At 69.6% G+C, this 16,333-nt stretch carries 26 protein-coding genes; 10 read left to right on the forward strand and 16 right to left on the reverse strand.

Annotated features, from left to right (window positions below):
• Positions 1 to 48 precede the first annotated feature (48 nt).
• The gene (locus tag C3942_RS22420) at positions 49 to 489 is read right to left on the reverse strand and encodes a hypothetical protein (protein ID WP_165797530.1); all 441 of its coding nucleotides are present in this window, start codon (positions 487 to 489) and stop codon (positions 49 to 51) included.
• Between the two features lie 191 nt (positions 490 to 680).
• Between C3942_RS22420 and C3942_RS18300 the strand changes: the two genes are divergently transcribed.
• On the forward strand, positions 681 to 1,070 hold the full coding sequence (locus C3942_RS18300; RefSeq protein WP_104231812.1) for a hypothetical protein: 390 nt from the start codon (positions 681 to 683) through the stop codon (positions 1,068 to 1,070).
• 100 nt (positions 1,071 to 1,170) lie between these two features.
• Positions 1,171 to 2,412 carry a GGDEF domain-containing protein gene (locus tag C3942_RS18305; RefSeq protein ID WP_104231813.1) on the forward strand — a complete coding sequence of 414 codons (1,242 nt, stop codon included), beginning with the start codon at positions 1,171 to 1,173 and terminating at the stop codon, positions 2,410 to 2,412.
• Here C3942_RS18305 and C3942_RS18310 read toward each other — a convergent pair.
• On the reverse strand, positions 2,409 to 2,963 hold the full coding sequence (locus C3942_RS18310; protein WP_165797531.1) for a C40 family peptidase: 555 nt from the start codon (positions 2,961 to 2,963) through the stop codon (positions 2,409 to 2,411). The two genes, C3942_RS18305 and C3942_RS18310, sit on opposite strands and share 4 nt — an antisense overlap.
• A gap of 206 nt (positions 2,964 to 3,169) precedes the next feature.
• Complete coding sequence (locus tag C3942_RS18315; RefSeq protein ID WP_104231815.1) at positions 3,170 to 3,550, reverse strand: glycine zipper 2TM domain-containing protein; 381 nt, start codon at positions 3,548 to 3,550, stop codon at positions 3,170 to 3,172.
• 119 nt (positions 3,551 to 3,669) lie between these two features.
• Between C3942_RS18315 and C3942_RS18320 the strand changes: the two genes are divergently transcribed.
• The 3 genes from C3942_RS18320 to C3942_RS18330 all read left to right on the forward strand — a co-directional run bounded on the left by C3942_RS18320 (position 3,670) and on the right by C3942_RS18330 (position 4,945).
• Positions 3,670 to 3,951 carry a GIY-YIG nuclease family protein gene (locus tag C3942_RS18320; RefSeq protein WP_104231856.1) on the forward strand — a complete coding sequence of 94 codons (282 nt, stop codon included), beginning with the start codon at positions 3,670 to 3,672 and terminating at the stop codon, positions 3,949 to 3,951.
• A 91-nt stretch (positions 3,952 to 4,042) separates the two neighbouring features.
• Positions 4,043 to 4,423, forward strand: coding sequence for a hypothetical protein (locus tag C3942_RS18325; protein WP_104231816.1), 381 nt, complete (start codon positions 4,043 to 4,045; stop codon positions 4,421 to 4,423).
• A gap of 117 nt (positions 4,424 to 4,540) precedes the next feature.
• The gene (locus C3942_RS18330; RefSeq protein WP_104231817.1) at positions 4,541 to 4,945 is read left to right on the forward strand and encodes a hypothetical protein; all 405 of its coding nucleotides are present in this window, start codon (positions 4,541 to 4,543) and stop codon (positions 4,943 to 4,945) included.
• On the opposite strand, the gene C3942_RS18335 is transcribed toward C3942_RS18330, so the two are convergent.
• The 3 genes from C3942_RS18335 to lexA all read right to left on the reverse strand — a co-directional run bounded on the left by C3942_RS18335 (position 4,942) and on the right by lexA (position 7,236).
• Positions 4,942 to 5,493, reverse strand: coding sequence for a DNA-3-methyladenine glycosylase (locus tag C3942_RS18335; RefSeq protein ID WP_104231857.1), 552 nt, complete (start codon positions 5,491 to 5,493; stop codon positions 4,942 to 4,944). The genes C3942_RS18330 and C3942_RS18335 overlap by 4 nt on opposite strands.
• Positions 5,494 to 5,540: 47 nt before the next feature.
• Positions 5,541 to 6,452, reverse strand: coding sequence for an NTF2 fold immunity protein (locus C3942_RS18340; RefSeq protein WP_165797532.1), 912 nt, complete (start codon positions 6,450 to 6,452; stop codon positions 5,541 to 5,543).
• 136 nt (positions 6,453 to 6,588) lie between these two features.
• The gene (gene lexA / locus C3942_RS18345; protein ID WP_104231819.1) at positions 6,589 to 7,236 is read right to left on the reverse strand and encodes a transcriptional repressor LexA; all 648 of its coding nucleotides are present in this window, start codon (positions 7,234 to 7,236) and stop codon (positions 6,589 to 6,591) included.
• A gap of 67 nt (positions 7,237 to 7,303) precedes the next feature.
• Between lexA and C3942_RS18350 the strand changes: the two genes are divergently transcribed.
• Positions 7,304 to 7,567, forward strand: coding sequence for a hypothetical protein (locus C3942_RS18350; RefSeq protein ID WP_133164360.1), 264 nt, complete (start codon positions 7,304 to 7,306; stop codon positions 7,565 to 7,567).
• Positions 7,568 to 7,639: 72 nt separating this feature from the next.
• Here C3942_RS18350 and C3942_RS18355 read toward each other — a convergent pair whose 3' ends face one another.
• Entirely contained in the window at positions 7,640 to 8,365 is a 726-nt protein-coding gene (locus C3942_RS18355; protein ID WP_104231821.1) for a TetR family transcriptional regulator, read from the reverse strand.
• Between the two features lie 133 nt (positions 8,366 to 8,498).
• Between C3942_RS18355 and C3942_RS18360 the strand changes: the two genes are divergently transcribed.
• Positions 8,499 to 9,371 carry a metal-dependent hydrolase gene (locus C3942_RS18360; protein WP_104231822.1) on the forward strand — a complete coding sequence of 291 codons (873 nt, stop codon included), beginning with the start codon at positions 8,499 to 8,501 and terminating at the stop codon, positions 9,369 to 9,371.
• Positions 9,372 to 9,643: 272 nt separating this feature from the next.
• Here C3942_RS18360 and C3942_RS18365 read toward each other — a convergent pair whose 3' ends face one another.
• The 3 genes from C3942_RS18365 to C3942_RS18375 form a co-directional block, all read right to left on the reverse strand.
• Entirely contained in the window at positions 9,644 to 9,925 is a 282-nt protein-coding gene (locus C3942_RS18365; RefSeq protein WP_133164361.1) for a hypothetical protein, read from the reverse strand.
• A 121-nt stretch (positions 9,926 to 10,046) separates the two neighbouring features.
• Positions 10,047 to 10,883, reverse strand: a complete 837-nt coding sequence (gene fghA / locus C3942_RS18370; RefSeq protein WP_104231824.1) for an S-formylglutathione hydrolase — start codon at positions 10,881 to 10,883, stop codon at positions 10,047 to 10,049.
• Positions 10,880 to 11,992, reverse strand: coding sequence for an S-(hydroxymethyl)glutathione dehydrogenase/class III alcohol dehydrogenase (locus C3942_RS18375; protein WP_104231825.1), 1,113 nt, complete (start codon positions 11,990 to 11,992; stop codon positions 10,880 to 10,882). Before C3942_RS18375 ends, fghA begins: the two co-directional genes overlap by 4 nt.
• Before the next feature lie 112 nt (positions 11,993 to 12,104).
• Between C3942_RS18375 and C3942_RS18380 the strand changes: the two genes are divergently transcribed.
• Positions 12,105 to 12,293 carry a DUF4169 family protein gene (locus C3942_RS18380; RefSeq protein WP_104231826.1) on the forward strand — a complete coding sequence of 63 codons (189 nt, stop codon included), beginning with the start codon at positions 12,105 to 12,107 and terminating at the stop codon, positions 12,291 to 12,293.
• Positions 12,294 to 12,325: 32 nt separating this feature from the next.
• Complete coding sequence (locus C3942_RS18385; protein WP_104231827.1) at positions 12,326 to 12,541, forward strand: hypothetical protein; 216 nt, start codon at positions 12,326 to 12,328, stop codon at positions 12,539 to 12,541.
• On the opposite strand, the gene C3942_RS18390 is transcribed toward C3942_RS18385, so the two are convergent.
• Positions 12,536 to 12,982 (reverse strand): HIT family protein, encoded by a 447-nt coding sequence (locus C3942_RS18390; RefSeq protein WP_104231828.1) that lies wholly within the window; start codon positions 12,980 to 12,982, stop codon positions 12,536 to 12,538. The two genes, C3942_RS18385 and C3942_RS18390, sit on opposite strands and share 6 nt — an antisense overlap.
• A complete protein-coding gene (locus C3942_RS18395) occupies positions 12,979 to 13,443 on the reverse strand; it encodes a DUF1801 domain-containing protein (RefSeq protein ID WP_207766144.1) in 465 nt (154 codons plus the stop codon). The genes C3942_RS18390 and C3942_RS18395 overlap by 4 nt, the downstream gene beginning before the upstream one ends.
• Positions 13,444 to 13,557: 114 nt before the next feature.
• On the opposite strand from C3942_RS18395, the gene C3942_RS18400 reads away from it, so the two are divergent.
• The gene (locus C3942_RS18400; RefSeq protein ID WP_104231829.1) at positions 13,558 to 14,079 is read left to right on the forward strand and encodes a nuclear transport factor 2 family protein; all 522 of its coding nucleotides are present in this window, start codon (positions 13,558 to 13,560) and stop codon (positions 14,077 to 14,079) included.
• A 149-nt stretch (positions 14,080 to 14,228) separates the two neighbouring features.
• On the opposite strand, the gene C3942_RS18405 is transcribed toward C3942_RS18400, so the two are convergent.
• From C3942_RS18405 to C3942_RS18420, 4 genes are read right to left on the reverse strand one after another with little or no spacing between them, the layout of a single operon-like run.
• On the reverse strand, positions 14,229 to 15,032 hold the full coding sequence (locus C3942_RS18405; protein ID WP_104231830.1) for an ABC transporter permease: 804 nt from the start codon (positions 15,030 to 15,032) through the stop codon (positions 14,229 to 14,231).
• Positions 15,029 to 15,799 carry an ABC transporter ATP-binding protein gene (locus C3942_RS18410; protein ID WP_104231831.1) on the reverse strand — a complete coding sequence of 257 codons (771 nt, stop codon included), beginning with the start codon at positions 15,797 to 15,799 and terminating at the stop codon, positions 15,029 to 15,031. Before C3942_RS18410 ends, C3942_RS18405 begins: the two co-directional genes overlap by 4 nt.
• A 34-nt stretch (positions 15,800 to 15,833) precedes the next feature.
• Complete coding sequence (locus tag C3942_RS18415; RefSeq protein WP_104231832.1) at positions 15,834 to 16,058, reverse strand: DUF1161 domain-containing protein; 225 nt, start codon at positions 16,056 to 16,058, stop codon at positions 15,834 to 15,836.
• A gap of 32 nt (positions 16,059 to 16,090) precedes the next feature.
• Positions 16,091 to 16,312, reverse strand: a complete 222-nt coding sequence (locus tag C3942_RS18420) for a DUF1161 domain-containing protein (protein WP_104231833.1) — start codon at positions 16,310 to 16,312, stop codon at positions 16,091 to 16,093.
• Positions 16,313 to 16,333: the final 21 nt, after the last annotated feature.

The following is a 16,333-nucleotide window of genomic DNA, read 5'->3' on the forward strand; positions in this document are numbered from 1 at the left end:
CCGCGGAGCGGGGCCATGGAATGTCCCGGGTCGGGACAGGGGGAGGGATCAGACCAGCAGCGGCGCGCAGGTAGCGGCGAGATTGCCGTAGGCGCGCGCCTCGATGGCGGCCGCGCTCGCGACCTCCTGCGGGCTGAGACGGTCCGCCGCGGCGCGATAGGACATGCTGACCTTGAGCTGGAACAGCTCGCGCTGGGCCTGTGCCGCGCGCCAGGGATGCGCGCCGGGCATCGCCGACTCGCACCGCTGCATCAGCGCGGCGATGCGTTCGAGTTCGGCCCCGGATGCCGTGGCCGGGGCGGGTGGAATGCCGGCGATGGCCGGGCGCGGCAGCACGATGGCAGTCGCCTGCTGCGGGCTGTAGGCGTAGTGACGCAGCGGCGCGGCCTGGCGGAGCTTCGGCGCGGACGGTGCGGCCTTGGCCGCCTGCGCCGCCGGGGTCGCGATCAGCGCCATCGCGAGCAGCATCGCCGTCATCGAGGTTTTCATGTGCGCCCCTGAATGGATGACGGCATCTTCAAGTTTCTTGCTGCACTGCAACAGTGGCGAAAACCCCGTGCCCCCTGTGGATAATCCGATGCCTGCAAAGCCGGAAGCGGTGCTCAAGTAACTGATTCCATTACTCCCGTTGCGACCGGGAGGCGAGCCGGCCTAGGCTTGCCCCTTTCCGGGAGAACACCATGCTGGGACTCTGGGGCGAGCACGCCCGCCTCTTTCTGCTGGTCATCGCCGCCACCACCACGCTGGTCTTCGCGCTGCCGATCTTCCTGGCCCCGTTGCACTGGGCGCGGCGCTTCGGCTGGCGCATCCCGGCCGATACGGACCTGGCGATCTACTTCGGCCGCTGCCTGGGCGCCTTCATCCTGATCGTGGAGTGCCTGATGCTGCGCGCGGGGCTCACCGGCGTCGGCCTGCAATTCACCTTCGAGGTGCTGGCGCTGGTGGGCGTGCTGATGGTGGCGGTGCACGTGCGCGGCGCGGTGCAGGGCATCCAGCCGATCAGTGAGACGCTGGAGATCGGCATGTACAGCGGCCTGCTGCTGCTCACCCTGCTGTTCTGGCCGCACTGAATCGCCGTAGCAGTTGCCTTGCGGGGTCGGCACCCCGGCCACGGCCTGCTAGGCTGCCGGGTACAACAAGGGTCGGAAGCCCGCCATCCAGAGCCGCCGCATGTCCAGCGACCGCAGTGCACAGGAGGAAGTGCTGGCCCCGCGCAAGGCCATCGCGGCCCTGCGCGACCTGCCGGAGTACGACCTGACGCCGCAGGAGGCCCAGGACGTGGCGGACATCGTCGCCGCGCGGACGCGCCGCTTCCGCTTCCCGCCGCGCCTGGAAGAGGATTTCCAGGCCTTCAACCGCGCTTCCAGCCGCAACGCACGCATCATCCTGGCGGTCATCACGCTGCTGTCCTTTGCCTCCGCGGCGCTGTGGGCACCGGCACTGCTCGGCTCGGCGCCGTCCAGCAGCGGCTTCGTGCTGGCGATGGAACTGCTGGTGGTGACGCCGCTGTTCGCGGTGGTGTTGTGGCTGCTGTGGAAGCGCGGCGAGCGCGACAGCACCGAGTGGCTGATGCTGGCCGCGTACTGCATCGAGATGCTGGTGATCGAGACCATGCGGCACCACAGCGATGCCAGCGGCTTCCCGGTGGATCCGTCGGTGGGCGTGCTGGTGCCGATCGCGGTGATCCTGATGGCACGCCCGCGCTTCAGCCGCACGCTGATGCTGCTGGGAGCCTTCGCCGGCATCACGCTCAGCCAGGCCTGGATCTGGCAGGAAGCGCCGAATCCGCATGCCGCCAGTTCCTGGATCATCAAGTGGCTGCTGCCGGCCCTGGTGGTGCTGGCCTCCGCCTCCAGCAAGCTGGCGCTGCGCCGCCAGTGGGCCGCCGCCCTGCTGCTGCGGGTGATGGCGCACCGCGACCCGCTCACCGGCCTGCCCAACCGGCGCGCGCTGGAAAAGCACTACGAGGCCATGAGCCGCGCGATGGCGCGCGGCAGCCGCAGTGGCCGCATGGTGCTGGCGGTGATCGACCTGGACCATTTCAAGAAGGTCAACGACCTCCATGGCCACGAGTACGGCGACGGCGTGCTGATCGAGATCGCGGTGGCGCTGTCCGGCTTCGCGCGCCGCCCGCTGGACATGGCCGCGCGCATGGGCGGCGAGGAATTCGCCCTGCTGCTGTACGACTGCGACGAGGCGGCGGGACGCGAGCGCCTGGCGGCGCTGCTGGAAACGGTGTCGGGGCTGCAGATCGAGAACCGCGGCGCGACGCTGGGCATCATCACCGTCAGCATCGGCGCGGCCGCGGTGCCGGCGGAGGCGCGGCTGTCGGAGGCCTACCGCGCCGCCGACGAGGCGCTGTACCGGGTCAAGGACGCGGGGCGCAACAGCTACGAGCTGGTCAGGCTCTAGATCACCCGGCGCGCCGCCACCAGGCGGCGCTCCCAGCTCGGCGTCAGGCGCGTGACCACCACGCGGCCCTGGCCGGGCGAGGCATGCAGGATGTAGCCGTCGTCCATGTAGACCGCCACGTGCAGGTTGCGCGGCTGCCAGCGGTAGAACAGCAGGTCGCCCTTGCGCAGGTCCGACAGTTCCACCGGCTCGCCGTAGCCCACCTGCTGGCGCGTGGTGCGCGGCACGTCCAGGCCGATCACGCGGAAGATGCGCTGTACCAGCGAGGAGCAGTCCACCTTGCCGTCGTCGGTGGCGCCCAGCTGGTAGTCGGTGCCCAGCATCGACAGGGCGTCGCTGATCACCAGGTCGACCACGAATTCGCCGTCCAGCTGCGTGGACGCTTCCAGGGCCACCGGGGTCTGCACGCTGTCGTCGATCGCCTGGTCGGCCGGCGCGAGGGCGCCCAGCCGGGTGCTGAGATCGAGGGCCGAGGCCGGAGCGCTGCCCAGGGCGGCGCAAAGGGACAGCAGCAGGCTGGCGGCGCGGGGGCCGCGAGTCTTCAAGCGCATGATCGGGGGCTCATGGGGGTGCCAATGGGAGCACCGTAACGGCGAGGTTATCCAGCGTAAGTAGACAAAATGTACCGCTCCGCACGAGTGGTCGCGATGCGCCGCCGACCGGTCATGCCCGGGCGGAATGAAACGGGGTGCCATGCCCCCCGATCATGGAAAAGGCGGGCCCGGGGGCCCGCCTCGTGCAAGCTGCAGCACAGCGCTCAAGAGTTCGCCGGCACCTCGCGGCAGCGCTCGCGGTAGCTCACTTCCTGGTCCGGGAAGTTTTCCTTGGCCACCTTGTTGCCGACGTAGGCCCCGCCCAGGGCGCCGGCGACCGTGGCCGCGTCCTGGCCGCGGCCGCTGCCGAACTGGTGGCCGATGGCGCCGCCGGCGGCCGCGCCCAGCACGGTGCCGCCGACCGACTTGGCACCCCACTCCTTGCGTGTCACCACGCGCTCGGTACGGCACTCGGTGCGCGTGGCCGCCACCTGGTCCTTGTCGGCGGCATCGCCTTGCTCGGAACGGGTGGCGAACACCATCGCCGACATGCCGACCACCGCCGCGGCGACGCCGCCGACGATACCCGCAGTGAGATTGTTCATGACGTCCTGTCCTCTTCGCGTTGAGCGCGATCAGCGCCCGGTGAGGCCAACCTAGCGCGGCGCGCTGAACCGCTCCTGAGCGGGCCGCTCAGTCGCCGTTCAGCGTTACCATGATGGGCATGGCCGACTCCGCGACCTCCTGCTGGTACGTCTACATGCTCGAATGCGCGGGCGACCGTCTCTATACGGGCATCACGCCGGACGTGGAGCAGCGCTTCGGCAAGCACTGCAGCGGCCGCGGTGCCGCCTTTACCCGCATCAATCCGCCGCGCCGCATCCTGGCCGCCGCGGCCTGCGACAGCCGCAGCGCCGCCCTCAAGGCGGAGAGCGCCCTGAAGAAGCTGAAGCGGCCGGCCAAGCTGGATTGGGCGCGGCGGCATGCCTGGATGGCGGCGGGCTGAAACTTATTCACAGCCCCGGGGATGTCCTCGCGGCTGTGCGCGGGCCGGCCCCGGCCTCATTCTTCCGGGACACCACGCAAGGAGCGCCGCCGTGAAGCTGACCCCGGAAGAAACGCAGAACACCCTGCTGCAACTGCTCTTCGAACGCGGCCCCGTCGGCGCACGCAACATCTCGCTGAACCTGGTGGCGGAAGTCTGGGCGGAGACCACGCTGCGCCGCGGCGACCTGCTCGACGCCATCGTGCGCCTGTCGGCCATTGGCCACCTGAGCATCGCGGACCATGACGGCGATACGCGGCTGTCGCTCACCGTGCCCGGCGTCATCGCGGCGCGCGCGGCGCGTGCTCCCGGCGACCTGGCTTGGGGCGAGCATCTGCACAAGACGCTGCTGCCGGGCCAGCGGCAGCGCCAGGTCCCTGCGTCCGAGGGCGGGCGCGGCCGCCGCGGCTACGAGACCGGCCGGGCGCGATAGGCGGCGCTTCGCGTCACCCGGCTGGAACAGGGTTAGCCACAGCCCCCGGTAGATCTTGTCTGCTGGACGCCGTACCGGCGCCGCCGCAGTCTCGGAAAACCGCTCCAGGAGCCCGCCATGAGCCCCGCCGTCACCGACCTGCAGAACACGCTGCTGCACCTGTTCCACGCCCGTGGCCTGACGGCCGGACGCCGGCTTCCGCTGCTGCAGGTGGAGCAGCTCTGGAGCATCACCACGCTGCGCCGCGGCGACCTGCTCGATGCCATCGTGCGCCTGTCCGCCACCGGGCAGCTGGGCATCGACGACCAGGACGGCGATACCCTGCTGTCGCTGACTCCGGCCGGCGAATCCGGCGCCCGCTCGCTCAGCGGGCCGGAAGGCATGCCCTGGGGCCAGTACCTGCACGGCGTGCTGCTGCCGCGCATCCGCCAGCGGCAGTTGCCCGCCGCACCCGGCGGCAACGGCCGGCGCAGCTACGAAAGCCGGGCCATGCACCAGAACGCACCGCGCTACCTCAACTAGGGTTTCGACACCCAGCGGTTGTCCCTGATGTAGAAGCGCAGCAGGCGCCGCGCCCAATGGCCGGCGTAGTCCACGCCGATGCGCGGGCGCCGCACGATGCGCAGGGGCGGCATCGGCAATGCTTCTGCCACGTACAGGTCATCGCCCAGCAGGTCGGCGCCGTTGTGGCGCAGGTCCAGTCCCATCGCCTTGCACAGCAGGCCCGGCCCCTGGGTGCGGCCCTCCAGGTGGCTCACCGGTTCCAGCGCCCGCAGCAGCACCGCCGATGCCCTGCCCTCGGCCTCGGTGACGACGTTGACGCAGTGGTGCATGCCGTAGATCAGGTACACGTAGGCATGCCCGGGAGCACCGAACATGACGCGTGTGCGGGGCGTGAGGCCCTTGGAGGAATGCGCGGCGAGGTCGTGCGGCCCCAGATAGGCCTCCACTTCGACGATGCGGCCCACGCGCTCGAGGCCGCCGACGCGGTGCACGAGGTAGCGGCCCAGCAGGTCGCGCGCCACGAGCTGGGCATCGCGGTCGTAGAACGCGCGGTCCAGCTTGCGCAGCGGCGACGCCGGAATTTCCAGCGGCGCGGCGGAAGCGGGCCGGCGCTTCAAGGCACCGTGTCGCCCTGCGACAGGCGGATCACCCTGCCGCTGTCGGCCTCCAGCACCAGCACCCAGCCCTGGCCGAGTTGGCCCGACTTGGCGCTGCCCAGCACCAGCCAGCGGTTGTTCCGGCGGTAGGAGCGGTACGGCGCCTGGATCGAGGTCTGCTCCGCGCCCCAGCGCTGGGTCCACAGCTCGCGCGCGATGCGGATCGCCGCCTTGCCGTCGTCCACCGGTCCCTGCGGGGCGATGCCCGCCGCGCTTTCGTCCGCCGGCACGGAGTCGAGGTAGCGCTGCGCCCAGGGCCGCCAGTCCGCATCCGGCGCGGCGGCGGATTCCAGCCGCGAGGACTGCGGCCCGCCGGGCTTGCGCAGGTGCAGGTCGTAGGGCGGCGGATAGCTCGCGGGCAGCGGCACCGCCCGCGCGCCGAGCAGGCCGTTGAGGGTCTCGCGCGCCTTCTTCGCCACGTCGACCGGCGAGGGCACGTTGTCCGGACGCGAGTAGACGATGCGGCCCTTGCCGTCGATCACCAGGAACCAGGGCGTGCGCGAGATGCCATAGGGGCCGATCAGCGGATCGCCATCGAGCAGCAGCGGAAACCCCAGGCCGCGATCCTTCATGGCCTGCACCGGATCGCCGCCGCGGTTCTCCAGGATATTGATGGTCCAGACGTTCACGCCGGCGCCGCGGTAGTCCTTCCAGATGTCGTCCACGTAGGGCTGCAGCGCGCGGCTGAAGGGACACCAGGATGGCCAGAACAGCAGCACCGTGGGCCGCCCCCCGGCATCCGCCGGGTAGTTCACCGTCTTGCCCTCCGGGGTCTTCAGCGACCAGGGCGGCGCCTGAGCGGGTTCGGCCTGCGCCGGCGCAGCCAGGGAAAGGGTCAGGGCGCAGAACAGTGCGCGGAACAGCTTCATGGACGAATCCTTCCGGAACGAGGCTTCCGGCAAGGATAGATCAGATGTGCGTCGCCGCATCGCGGATCGGCGGATCGTCCTTTTCGTCATGCCGGCGGAAGCCGGCATGGCGGGGGTACGGGTGACGGCCCCTGCGCTAGCGCGGCGCGCCGGTCCTCAACAGCCCGCCCATGATGCCGGCGATGCGGAACGGCGCGGCCTCCTGGTCTTCCGCCGGCTGCGACAGGTCGATCACGATCGGCTCGTAGCGCGGGTTCTCGGCATGCAGCGTGACCACGCTGCCCTTGCGGCGGTAACGCTTGAGCGTGATGCGCTCGAAGCCGCCGCGCGGCTCGTAGAGGCAGGCGGCGATGATCTGGCCGTTCTCGGCCCCGGACTGCGCGTGGATGCCCACCAAGTCGCCCGGCAGGATGCCGGCGTCGATCATCGAGTCGCCGTCCACCCGGTGCAGGAAGTCGGCGCGCGGCTGGAACAGCCCGGGGTCGATCTCCAGCCAGTGCTCGGCATTGGAGGGCGCGGTGACGGGCGCACCGGCGGCGATGCGGCCCAGCAGCGGCAGGCCCGGCGGGGTCTGCTCGCGCAGCAGGCGGATGCCGCGGGCATCGTTGGGCGAAATCTCGATCTCCCCCTTGCGCGCCAGGGCCTGCAGGTGGTCGCGGGCGGCGTTCTGGGCAAAGCCGAAGTGCTCGGCGATATCGCGCTGCGACGGCGGATAACCCTCCTGGCGCAGGCGCTGCTCGATGAACTGCAGGATCTCGGTCTGGCGGGGCGTCAGATTGGCCATGGGGCTTGCATCCTGTTCCGGAAAGGACTACTGTTCGTTTGAACAGTACTTGTCAGGTAAACAGTATATGAGCCTCGCAACTGCCGCAGCAACCCAGTCCCCGGCCCGCCGCCGCACCCGCCTCGCCGCCGAGGCCACGATGGGCGTGGACAGCCGCCACCGGCGCAGTGCCGCCCGGCGCAAGGCCGCACAGGCGCCGGTGGAGAACCCGGCGATGCACTATGGCCTGCCGGACGGCTTCGTGAACACAGGCATGATCCTGGCCATGGCCGGCATCGTCGCCCTGCACCACCGCACGCTGCTGGACGCGCTGTTCTCGCTGTTCGCCTGAGTTTTCGCGTACGGGCGAGCCTGCTGGTGGCTGATTCCTCCGCAGCCATGAGCAGGTTCCGCCCCGATCGCCCTATCCGGGGAACCTGAGCCCCGAAGCCGCCAGCTCCTGCGGCGCCTTGGCCGCGATGGCGCCCCAGAACAGCAGCAGCACGAAGCGCTCCGCCTGCCGTCGGATCTGCTCGCGCTGCTCGGGATGCTCCAGGTAGTCCAGCGAGAAGAAGGTCATCTGCCGGATCACCAGCTGCGAGATCTCCGCCACGTCCTCCCTCTGCAGCAACGGCAACTGCAGCGCGCCGAGCACGTCCTCGGTCATGTCCTGGCCGATGTCATCCAGCACCTGGCGCAGGGCCTTGCGCAGCACCGGCGAGCTGCCATGCATCTCGCGGATGCCCACCACGTAGGCGGTGCGGTGCTCGGTGACGAAATCCAGCACCAGCGCGACCGACTCGCGCACCACGTCCTGCGCCTTGCGCCAGGCCTCGACCGGGTCCGCCGGATCGTCCAGCTTCAGCCCCGCTTCCGCCGGCCGCCGGCGCCGCTCGCGCAGCCCCTCGCGCAGCTGGCCGCTGAGCTGGTCGATGACCGCCAGGCCCAGTTCGTCGAAATCGGCGAAGTGCCGGTAGAAGGTATTGGGATTCAGGCCGGCCTGCCGCGCTACTTCTCGCAGTCCCAGCGAGGCCAGGCTGCGGGTGGTCGCGGCCAGTTGCAGGGCCGCTTCCATCAGGCGCTGGCGACCGCTGGCAAGCGGCGACGGCGCCCTTGCCCGCGGCTTTTCTTCGCCAGAATCCTTTTTCATATCAGTCCCTTGCCTATCTATACAAGCAGAACTGTATCATCGCGCGTTGACATTGATGTCTACAGTCGTCTACCTTGGCCGTAGACGATTGTATACCTCTTCCGGGGTTCGTCGCCCCGACGGAGCATCGAAGATGAGCAGCAAGCCGAAGACCACCCGCCGCCGCAGCAAGACCAAGACGCCGATCCTGCCGACCCGCCGCGACCTTCGGTTCCGGCTGCCGGCCGGGAAGATCTCCGACTGGAACGGCGGCAGCGTCCACATCTCGCAGTTCATGAACACGCTGTCGATCGTGTTTCCGGTGGGCGAGCGCTTCTTCATCCAGAGCGTGCGCAACTACCGCGACCGCATCACCGATCCCGAGCTGAAGAAGGCCGTCACCGCCTTCATCGGCCAGGAGGCCATGCACGGCCGCGAACACGAGGAGTACAACGAGGCCCTGTTCGCCCGGGTGCCCGCCGCCGCGCGCTTCGAGAAGATCGTGGCCGGCCTGCTGGGCGCGATCCAGCGCTATGCCCCCAAGTCCTCGCAGCTGTCCGCCACCATCGCGCTGGAGCACTTCACGGCGATCCTGGCCGACGGCCTGCTGAAGCAGCCGGAGGTGCTGGAGAAGGCCGATCCGCGCTTCGCCGCGCTGTGGAACTGGCATGCGCTGGAGGAGACCGAGCACAAGGCGGTGGCCTTCGACGTCTGGGAAACCGTGATGGGCCGCGGCCCGCGCGCCTATGTCGAGCGCGCCGGCGGCCTGGTGCTGGCCACGGTGATCTTCTGGAGCATGATCTTCCCCGCCTACCTGGCGGTGCTGCGCTCGGAAGGCCGCCTGGCGGACCTGAAGGGCTGGGGCGAGTTCTACCAGCACGGCTTCGGCCGCGTGGGCTTCCTGCGCAAGCGCATCGGCGCCTGGTTCGACTACTTCCGTCCGGGCTTCCATCCCTGGGACGACGACAACCGCCACTTCCTGGAAGGCATCGAGGGCTTCGCCGCGAAGGTGGAAGCCGCCGCCTGATCCCTTGCGGGCGGTCGCGACGCCACGTGCCGGAATCGGGAACGATGCCGGCAAGGCGCACTTCGCCGATTTGCCGTGACGCTCCAGGATTCGGCTCGCCGTCCTGCCGCTCCCCGCGGTAGAGGTCGGCGCACGGAGTCCCTCCCCCAACCCCTCTCCCGAAGGGAGCGGGGAGCGTGGCTAGCGGGGCCCGCAGGCTGGAGAGGAGGCAAAAGAAAAAGGGCCAACCCAAGTTGGCCCTTTTTTGACGCCCGCGAAGGTCTGGCCGAATCCTAGCCCGCCTCCGCGTCCTCCCCGTCCAGCGGCAGGCCCAACTGGTCCGGCCGCGCCCAACCCACCCTGCAGGTACTGAGCGACAGGATCTGCTGCCGCCAGGAATACCGTCCGTTCGAGGGTCCGATCAGCTGCATCTCGCCAAGCACCAGGGCCATCGTGCCGCGCAGCTGCTCGTGGCGCGGGTTCAGCTCCGCGTCGGGCAGGAAGCGCAGGCGCGCACCGACCGGCCACTGGCTGGCGGGACGCGAGGGAACGATGACGGTGCTCATATCGGACATGGCGGACGAATCTCCAATGCTTGGAACGATTGTCCGGCAGCCGGGCCGGCTGCCAAATCGGAGCCAGCCCCCTCCCACGTGTCAGACGCTGCCGACAGCGCGCGTAGGACACAGGGGGCTCTCAGGCTGCCAGCTGCCCGGCGTGATGCCGCAGGTGGTCGGCGATGAAGCTCTGGATGAACCAGTAGGAGTGATCGTAGCCCTCGTGCAGGCGCAGCTGCAGCGACTGCCCCGAGCGCCCTGCCGCATCCTGCAAGGCCCGCGGATGCAGTTCCCGTTCCAGGAAGGCGTCGGCCAGGCCCTGGTCGACCAGGATCGTGCCCGGATAGGGCCGGCGTTCCATCAGCAGGCTCGCGTCCCATTCGCCCCAGCGCGACGTGTCGGCACCGAGGTAGCGGCTGAAGGCCTTCTGTCCCCAGGGCACGGCGACGGGGTTGGCGATGGGCGCGAAGGCCGACACCGACTGCCAGCGCTGTGGCTGGCGCAGCGCCGTGACCAGCGCGCCGTGCCCGCCCATGGAATGCCCGAAGATGCCGCGGCGGTCGGCGGCGGCGGGCAGCTGCGCCTCCACCAGCGCGGGCAGTTCCTCGCCGATGTAGCGGCCCATGCGGTAGTGCGGCGCCCAGGGGGCTTCGGTGGCGTCGAGATAGAAGCCGGCGCCGACGCCGAAGTCCCAGTGCTCCGCGTCACCCGGCAGGTCGAGCCCGCGCGGCGAGGTGTCGCAGGCCACCAGCATCAGGCCCAGCTCGGCAGCCAGGCGCTGCGCGCCGGCCTTGATCATGAAGGTCTCTTCCGTGCAGGTCAGCCCCGCCAGGAAGTACAGCGCCGGCACCTTCGCGTGGCCGGCCTGCGGCGGCAGGTAGGCGGAGAAGCGCATCTCGGTGCCGGTGGACTCCGAGGCATGGCTGTAGACGCATTGCCAGCCGCCATGGCAGCGCTGGCGCGAGAGTTCCTTCATCCGTACACCACCACGCTGCGGATCGACTCGCCGCGCGTCATCAGGTCGAAGCCTTCGTTGATCTTCTCGAAGGGCAGGACGTGCGTGATGAGGTCGTCGATGTTGATGCGCTTGTCCATGTACCAGTCGACGATCTTCGGCACGTCGGTGCGGCCGCGGGCGCCGCCGAAGGCCGAGCCGATCCAGCGGCGGCCGGTGACGAGCTGGAACGGCCGCGTGGAAATCTCCGCGCCGGCCGGCGCCACGCCGATGATGGTGGAGACGCCCCAGCCCTTGTGGCAGCACTCCAGGGCCTGGCGCATGACCTGTACGCTGCCGATGCACTCGAAGCTGTAGTCGGCGCCGCCGCGGGTCAGCTCCACCAGGTGCGAAACCAGGTCGCCCTGCACGTCCTTGGGATTGACGAAGTGCGTCATGCCGAAGCGCCGCGCGATGGCCTCGCGCTCCGGGTTCATGTCCACGCCGACGATCATGTTGGCGCCGACCATCTTCAGGCCCTGGATCACGTTGAGGCCGATGCCGCCGAGGCCGAAGACCACGCAGTTGGCACCCGCCTCCACCTTGGCGGTGAAGATCACCGCGCCGATGCCGGTGGTGACACCGCAGCCGATGTAGCAGATCTTGTCGAAGGGCGCGTCCTCGCGCACCTTGGCCAGCGCGATCTCCGGCAGCACGGTGTAGTTGGAGAAGGTGGAGCAGCCCATGTAGTGCAGGATCGGCTTGCCGCCGAGCGAGAAGCGGCTGCTGCCGTCGGGCATCAGGCCACGGCCCTGCGTGCCGCGGATCTTCTGGCAGAGGTTGGTCTTCTGCGAAGTGCAGTACTCGCACTCGCGGCATTCCGGCGTGTACAGCGGGATCACATGGTCGCCCTTCTTCAGCGACTTCACGCCCGGCCCCACATCCACCACCACGCCGGCGCCCTCGTGGCCGAGGATCGCCGGGAACAGGCCCTCGGGATCGGCGCCGGAGAGCGTGTACTTGTCGGTGTGGCAGATACCGGTGGCCTTGATCTCCACCAGTACCTCGCCCTCGCGCGGACCTTCCAGGTCCACCATCTCCAGGCTCAGGGGCTTGCCGGCCTCGAAGGCCACGGCGGCGCGGGTTTTCATTCTGGGTTCTCCTAGGGGGTTGCCAACACTACCGCAATCGCAAGGAAGCAGGGTTCAGGCTCGCCTCGCCCGCGAGGGCGGCCTATTATCGGCACCCCGGCGGAGAAACGTCATGGCCGAAATCATCAACCTGAACAAGGCGCGCAAGCGCAAGGCCCGCGAGGATGCGGAGCGGCAGGCGGCCGAGAACCGCGTGCGCTTCGGCCGCACGCGCGAGCAGAAGGAACGTGACGCCGCCGCCGAGGAAGAAGCGCGCCGCCGCATGGACGGCCTGCGCCGAGAGCAGCCGCCGGAAGACTGACGGCTGCGTTACGCAATCCCCCCGAGAACCCGATGCTGACCGACCAGATTCACGCCCGCCTCACCGTGCTCGAAGGCCTCATCATGGGCCTGATGGCCCAGAGCCGCGAGCCCGAGTTCATCCACGCCGTGGCGCGCGAGCACGTCGCCGACGTGCTGCGGGTGCTGGACGCCGATCCCGCTGCCGAGAAGCTGGCGACCGCGCTGCGCCGGCAGACCGCCCAGTCGATCCCCGGCGAGCCGCTATAGGGCGTCGCGGATCGCCGCTGCCGCGGCCTCCAGCCTGCCGCGCCGCGCCGGCGTCTCGCGCCGTGGCACGGTCAGCGTGGTGATGTGCCAGGCCAGCCGCGCCAGGGTGTGCAGCGTATCGCCGCCGTAGCGCGGAATGACGTGGATGTGCACGTGCGGCACGCTCTGGCTCGCGTCCTTGCCGTCATTGACCAGCAGGTGCTGCGCGAGGCTGCCCAGGCCCTGGCGCTGCGCGCGGCCGATGCGGTTGGCCGTCTCCCAGAGGTGCGCGCGCGTGATCGCGTCGAGCCGGTCCAGCGTCGCCACCGCGCGGCGCGGCACCACCAGCACGTGGCCGCGCGTGATCGGGTTGATGTCCATGAAGGCGACGCAGCGCGAGTCCTGGTGCACGAAGCTGGCCGCCAGCTCGCCGGAGATGATGCGTTCGAAGATCGTGGTCATGGGGTCTTGGATTTCGTCGTGGTCTTCTTCGCGGCAGGCTTCTTCGCCAGTGCCTTGCCTGCCGCGGTCTTCTTCGCCGGCACGGCCGGGTTGCCGAGCGACCGGTTCAGTGCCACCGCCTCGCGCACCAGTTCGCTCGCTTTCGCCGGGCTGATCACCGTGTCCTCGCGCAGTTCCATCGTCGCCAGCTCGTACTGGCCGCCGGGCTTGAGGCGCGGCTCGATGGCTCCGAGACGCTTGCCGCGCCAGAAGCCGAACAGCACGCGCGCCGGCTCGGCGCGGATCAGCAGCACCGGACCGTCGGAGAAGTAGACCAGGTGACCCCACTTCACCACTTCCTCCAGTTCCGCCGCGCCGCGCACGGCCTTGCGCAGCTTCACCACCTGCGCCCGCTGCCAGCCGTCCAGGGCGGCGACGTAGGCGTCCGGATTCGCAGCGGGAGGGGTTTTCTGCATCGGCATGGCGCGGACTTTACCTCCCGCCCCGGGCCGCGGCCAGCCGCACTCGCCCGATCGGGTGAGGTCATGCCCCGTCGCGGCGCGCAGGATGGCCGCACAACCACGAGGAGACAGCCGATGGCCATCAGCCCCCAGCAGGTGGAAGCCCGCGCCCGCGCGATGCAGGATGCCTTCGTCGAGGCCGCCCGCCGCAACCAATGGGCCTGGATCGCCGACGAGTTCTACGCGCCGGACTGCGAGTACCTCTGCGAGTACGCCGGGACGATGCGCGTGCATGCCAGGAGCCGCGACGAGATCCGTGCCACGCACTACGGCCGCGACATGATGGTGGGCTGGGAAGGCTGGAGCTTTCCCATCGAACGCTACACCACCCACGGCAACCAGATCATCACCCACTGGTGGAACCGCGGCCCGGGACGGCGTGCCGACGGCAGCTGGTACCAGACGCCGGGCGTGTCGTTCATCACCGTGGGTGACGACGGCCTGTTCACCTACCAGCTCGATCTCTTCGACCTGGCGCACCAGATGCATCTCTGCGATGAGCTGGAGCAGGCGGGGCTGCTGTCGGCGCAGTTGAAGCAGCAGTGGGTGGTGCCGACGAAGCAGCGGTTGATCGGGATGCTGCAGAAGGGGCTTTGAGCGCTGCAGCGCGGTCGTGCTTGCCGGGGATGGCGACTCGAACGCGTTCACCCTCCGACGCGCTCGGGGCGAATGATTGGGCCAACACATCCGCGCCCTGCGGAAACCCGCTCCACTATCCTCTCCCGCCAGCGGCAGAGAGCGCTGCTTCAGTTCAAGCTCTCCGCGCTGTAGCGCGCCAGCAAGCCGCTGTTCACCGCATGGCGATGCACCCGCGCGAACAACCAGCCGGCCAGGAAGACCTGCAGCAGCGCCAGCGCCAGGCCGCCCATCAGCATCGGCCAGGACACCCCCCGTCCCGCCACCACCGCACGCATCCCCTCGAAGACGTAGGACGGCGGCATCAGCCGGCTCACTGCCTGCATCCATTCCGGCAGCGTCGCCAGCGGATAGAACACGGCGGCGAAGGGCGACAGCACGGCGGGCAGCGGCCACACCAGCCACTCCGAGGCGGGGCCGTAGCGCAGCACGATGGCGCTGGCGACGATGCCGAGCGCGATGCCGAACAGGAACAGCACCAGCAGGAAAGGCAGCAGCAGGATGCCGTAGGCGAAGAACGACAGGCCGAAGCCGGCGCTGGCCAGCAGCAGCATCGCCAGCAGGCCCACCAGGCTCGCGGCGGTGCTGGTGACCACCAGGCCACTGACATACTCGGAGATGGTCAGCGGCGTGGCGAAGACATTGAGGAAGTTGCGCGACCACAGGTCCTCGAAAAAGGCCGTGGTCACGCCCTGCATCACGCGGCCGAAGAAATCCCATAGCAGCACGGCGCCCAGCAGCTGCGGCACGAAGTCGATTCCCGACGGACCGGCCTGGTTGAGCCAGCGCGTGAAGAAGCCCCAGAGCACGATGTCCACCGCCACCCAGGCGAACAGCGGCAGCACGCGCGTGGGGCTGCTGCGCATCAGGTACACCTGGCGCAGCACCACGCCGGCGACGGCGCGCCATTTCATCGGCCGGCTCCGAACTGCAGCGGCTCGCGCGCCACGCGGATGAACAATTCCTCCAGCGAGCCGGCGCCGTGCTCCCGCGGCAGCGTGCGCGGGTCGCCCTGCAGCAGCAGGCGGCCGCGCGACATCAGCAGCACGCGGTCGCAGACCTCTTCCACCTCGCCCATGTTGTGCGAGGTCCAGAGGATGCCGCCGCCTTCCTCCCGCGCCAGCCGGCGGATCAGCTGGCGGATGTCCTGCGCGGTGGCCGGGTCCAGCGAGGCGGTGGGCTCGTCCAGCAGCAGCAGCGGCGGGCGGTTGAGCATGGCCTTGGCCAGGCAGACGCGAGTCTGTTCGCCAGAGGACAGCAGGCCACAGCGGGTGTCGCGGAAGCGCTCCAGCGAGAACTGCCGCAGCAGCGCCTCGATGCGTGCCGGCAGCCCGCGCACACCGTAGATCAGGCCGAAGTAGCGCAGGTTCTGCCAGACCGTGAGATTGCCCGGCAGCGGCGCGTAGACCGCGGCGAAGTTGGTGCGCGCCAGCGCGGCCTCGCGCCGCCGCGCCACGTCGATGCCGTCCACCAGCACCTGTCCCGCACTGGGCTGCAGCACGCCGAGCACCATGTTGATGGTGGTGGTCTTGCCGGCGCCGTTGGGCCCCAGCAGGCCGACGATCTCGCCCCGGCCGACCTCGAAGGACAGCTCCTCGACCGCCACGAGTTCGCCGTAGCGCTTGTGCAGCGCCCGGACCGACAGCACGGAGGTTTTGCGGGACGGCTCGGCAAGGGTCATGCGCGAAGCATAACCCGGGCTCCCGGGGATGGGCCTAGAGGCTCTGAGCGCGCCGGTAGACGATGCGCTTGGCGCCGGCGTCGCAGCTGCCGACGACCTTGCCCTTGGCCTCGGCGGCCGGCACCACGTCGAGCGAGTAGGTCTTGACCCCTTTGCCGTCGAGCTTGGCGGCGATCTCGCCCTTGAGCTCGTCGCAGGGCTTGGCCGCGGCGGCCAGGGTCGGCAAGGTCAGCAATGCCGCGAGGATGATCCGCTTCATGTGAGTACGCTCCCTGTTCCCTGTGCGCCGGCTCACTGCCGGCGGTAGACCAGCTTCATCGCGCCGCTCTCGCAGCTGCCCACCACGGTCTGGTCGCCGACCTGCGCGGCCGGCACCAGCCTCAGGGAATAGCCGCGAATGCCCTTGGCTTCGATCTTGGCGGAAATCTCCGCCCCCAGTTCCTCGCAGGCCTTGGCCGGCAGAGCGGGCGTCGCCATGGTGGCGAGGACGGTCCCGAGCAGGATGTGACGCATGTGCAGCCCCAATGTTCCGCG

Source organism: Solimonas fluminis (assembly GCF_002930645.1).
Classification (GTDB): Bacteria; Pseudomonadota; Gammaproteobacteria; order Nevskiales; family Nevskiaceae; genus Solimonas_A; species Solimonas_A fluminis.

What these genes read in the sequence shown, in the direction of transcription:
- C3942_RS22420 (WP_165797530.1), bottom strand. Translation starts at nt 489, where the DNA reads ATGAAAACCTCGATGACGGCGATGCTGCTCGCGATGGCGCTGATCGCG.
- C3942_RS18300 (WP_104231812.1), top strand. Translation starts at nt 681, where the DNA reads ATGCTGGGACTCTGGGGCGAGCACGCCCGCCTCTTTCTGCTGGTCATC.
- C3942_RS18305 (WP_104231813.1), top strand. Translation starts at nt 1,171, where the DNA reads ATGTCCAGCGACCGCAGTGCACAGGAGGAAGTGCTGGCCCCGCGCAAG.
- C3942_RS18310 (WP_165797531.1), bottom strand. Translation starts at nt 2,963, where the DNA reads ATGCGCTTGAAGACTCGCGGCCCCCGCGCCGCCAGCCTGCTGCTGTCC.
- C3942_RS18315 (WP_104231815.1), bottom strand. Translation starts at nt 3,550, where the DNA reads ATGAACAATCTCACTGCGGGTATCGTCGGCGGCGTCGCCGCGGCGGTG.
- C3942_RS18320 (WP_104231856.1), top strand. Translation starts at nt 3,670, where the DNA reads ATGGCCGACTCCGCGACCTCCTGCTGGTACGTCTACATGCTCGAATGC.
- C3942_RS18330 (WP_104231817.1), top strand. Translation starts at nt 4,541, where the DNA reads ATGAGCCCCGCCGTCACCGACCTGCAGAACACGCTGCTGCACCTGTTC.
- C3942_RS18340 (WP_165797532.1), bottom strand. Translation starts at nt 6,452, where the DNA reads ATGAAGCTGTTCCGCGCACTGTTCTGCGCCCTGACCCTTTCCCTGGCT.
- lexA (WP_104231819.1), bottom strand. Translation starts at nt 7,236, where the DNA reads ATGGCCAATCTGACGCCCCGCCAGACCGAGATCCTGCAGTTCATCGAG.
- C3942_RS18350 (WP_133164360.1), top strand. Translation starts at nt 7,304, where the DNA reads ATGAGCCTCGCAACTGCCGCAGCAACCCAGTCCCCGGCCCGCCGCCGC.
- C3942_RS18355 (WP_104231821.1), bottom strand. Translation starts at nt 8,365, where the DNA reads ATGAAAAAGGATTCTGGCGAAGAAAAGCCGCGGGCAAGGGCGCCGTCG.
- C3942_RS18360 (WP_104231822.1), top strand. Translation starts at nt 8,499, where the DNA reads ATGAGCAGCAAGCCGAAGACCACCCGCCGCCGCAGCAAGACCAAGACG.
- C3942_RS18365 (WP_133164361.1), bottom strand. Translation starts at nt 9,925, where the DNA reads ATGTCCGATATGAGCACCGTCATCGTTCCCTCGCGTCCCGCCAGCCAG.
- fghA (WP_104231824.1), bottom strand. Translation starts at nt 10,883, where the DNA reads ATGAAGGAACTCTCGCGCCAGCGCTGCCATGGCGGCTGGCAATGCGTC.
- C3942_RS18375 (WP_104231825.1), bottom strand. Translation starts at nt 11,992, where the DNA reads ATGAAAACCCGCGCCGCCGTGGCCTTCGAGGCCGGCAAGCCCCTGAGC.
- C3942_RS18380 (WP_104231826.1), top strand. Translation starts at nt 12,105, where the DNA reads ATGGCCGAAATCATCAACCTGAACAAGGCGCGCAAGCGCAAGGCCCGC.
- C3942_RS18385 (WP_104231827.1), top strand. Translation starts at nt 12,326, where the DNA reads ATGCTGACCGACCAGATTCACGCCCGCCTCACCGTGCTCGAAGGCCTC.
- C3942_RS18390 (WP_104231828.1), bottom strand. Translation starts at nt 12,982, where the DNA reads ATGACCACGATCTTCGAACGCATCATCTCCGGCGAGCTGGCGGCCAGC.
- C3942_RS18395 (WP_207766144.1), bottom strand. Translation starts at nt 13,443, where the DNA reads ATGCCGATGCAGAAAACCCCTCCCGCTGCGAATCCGGACGCCTACGTC.
- C3942_RS18400 (WP_104231829.1), top strand. Translation starts at nt 13,558, where the DNA reads ATGGCCATCAGCCCCCAGCAGGTGGAAGCCCGCGCCCGCGCGATGCAG.
- C3942_RS18405 (WP_104231830.1), bottom strand. Translation starts at nt 15,032, where the DNA reads ATGAAATGGCGCGCCGTCGCCGGCGTGGTGCTGCGCCAGGTGTACCTG.
- C3942_RS18410 (WP_104231831.1), bottom strand. Translation starts at nt 15,799, where the DNA reads ATGACCCTTGCCGAGCCGTCCCGCAAAACCTCCGTGCTGTCGGTCCGG.
- C3942_RS18415 (WP_104231832.1), bottom strand. Translation starts at nt 16,058, where the DNA reads ATGAAGCGGATCATCCTCGCGGCATTGCTGACCTTGCCGACCCTGGCC.
- C3942_RS18420 (WP_104231833.1), bottom strand. Translation starts at nt 16,312, where the DNA reads ATGCGTCACATCCTGCTCGGGACCGTCCTCGCCACCATGGCGACGCCC.